The organism is Lentzea sp. NPDC003310, from assembly GCF_040610935.1.
Taxonomy (GTDB): Bacteria; Actinomycetota; Actinomycetes; order Mycobacteriales; family Pseudonocardiaceae; genus Lentzea.
Genome location: NZ_JBEXNC010000066.1, coordinates 1 through 1186, shown reverse-complemented (window position 1 = coordinate 1186; position 1186 = coordinate 1). Strand labels below are relative to the sequence as shown.

Below are 1186 nucleotides of genomic sequence, written 5' to 3'. Positions count from 1 at the left end.
ATGAGGACTACCAATTATTCATCTTTCTGGCGCCGTATGCCCTCGACAAAGATGCGCTGAGATACATTACCCAGCCATTTGGCATGTTGCTCCATAAGGGCGTTTTATTCACGTTTAATCAAAGCGGCATACCTGAAGTCAACACGGCACTTTACTCGGCATTGGATAATCCCGAGGTTAAGAGCGTCGATGCATTTATTCTGCAAACACTGTTTACAGTTGTTGTCAGTTTTATCCCAATTTCTCGCGCCATTACCAAGAAACGCAACTATTTGGATAAAATGTTGAACCGGAAGACGAAGAACAGTGACTTGGTTTCACTTTCATATCTTCAACAGACGTTGACCTTTTTGTCCAGCGCGGTCCAAACCAATCTCAGTGAACTCGATCGTTTGCCAAAGACCCATTTTGGTGTCGGTGCTGACCAAGATAAAATTGATTTATTCGAAGACGTGCAAATTGAAGGAGAACAGGTCCAACGGATGTTTGAGATTGAAACCCAAGTCGTTGACCGAATCGATCATACCCTCAACAGCCTTGCTAATAACAACCTGAACGATACAATGAAATTTTTGACAATTTGGTCACTGACCATGGCTGTGCCAACGATCATTACCGGATTCTATGGGATGAACGTGAAGAAACTCCCGTTAGCCGGGATGCAAGATGCTTGGATGCTGACTTTGGGGATTTCTGTCGCCTTGATTGTGGCGATGCTGATTATGCTGAAGTTCTGGCGGAAGATGTGATGGGTGAGTGACTTGCTGCTGGGTGGGGGACTTTTTTGGAATGTGTATAGTTGAGCAGTTATGCTATTTTGAGCACCCTTCGGCTTCTGAAATACGCTCCGACGACCCTGACCCCGGCCACATAAGACAAAAAATCCAGTAGCGAACGTTTTTTGTTCGTTACTGGATTTTCTGCCTTATGCTCTGGGGTCAACCCGGGTCTTGTCACGTGTTGGTGATCTATTAGGTATCAACTATCTAGGCACACACACCATGCGTAAAACAGGCGCTTATCGGGTCTATACGCAGTCAAACTATAATATTGGTTTAGTGATGAATTTATTAAACCATTCAAGTGAAGCTATGACCTTAACGTATCTTGGATTAGATCAAGCTAGTCGAGAAACGATGTTAGACCAAATTGATTTTGGGTAATGAATGTTTAGAACTTAGTAGTC

At 43.7% G+C, this 1186-nt stretch carries 1 protein-coding gene; it reads left to right on the top strand.

What is annotated here, in order from left to right; all coding sequences use genetic code 11:
* On the top strand, positions 1–749 hold a 749-nt coding region (locus ABZX02_RS43965), incomplete at its 5' end, for a magnesium transporter CorA family protein (RefSeq protein WP_355307974.1).
* Positions 750–1186 lie beyond the last annotated feature (437 nt).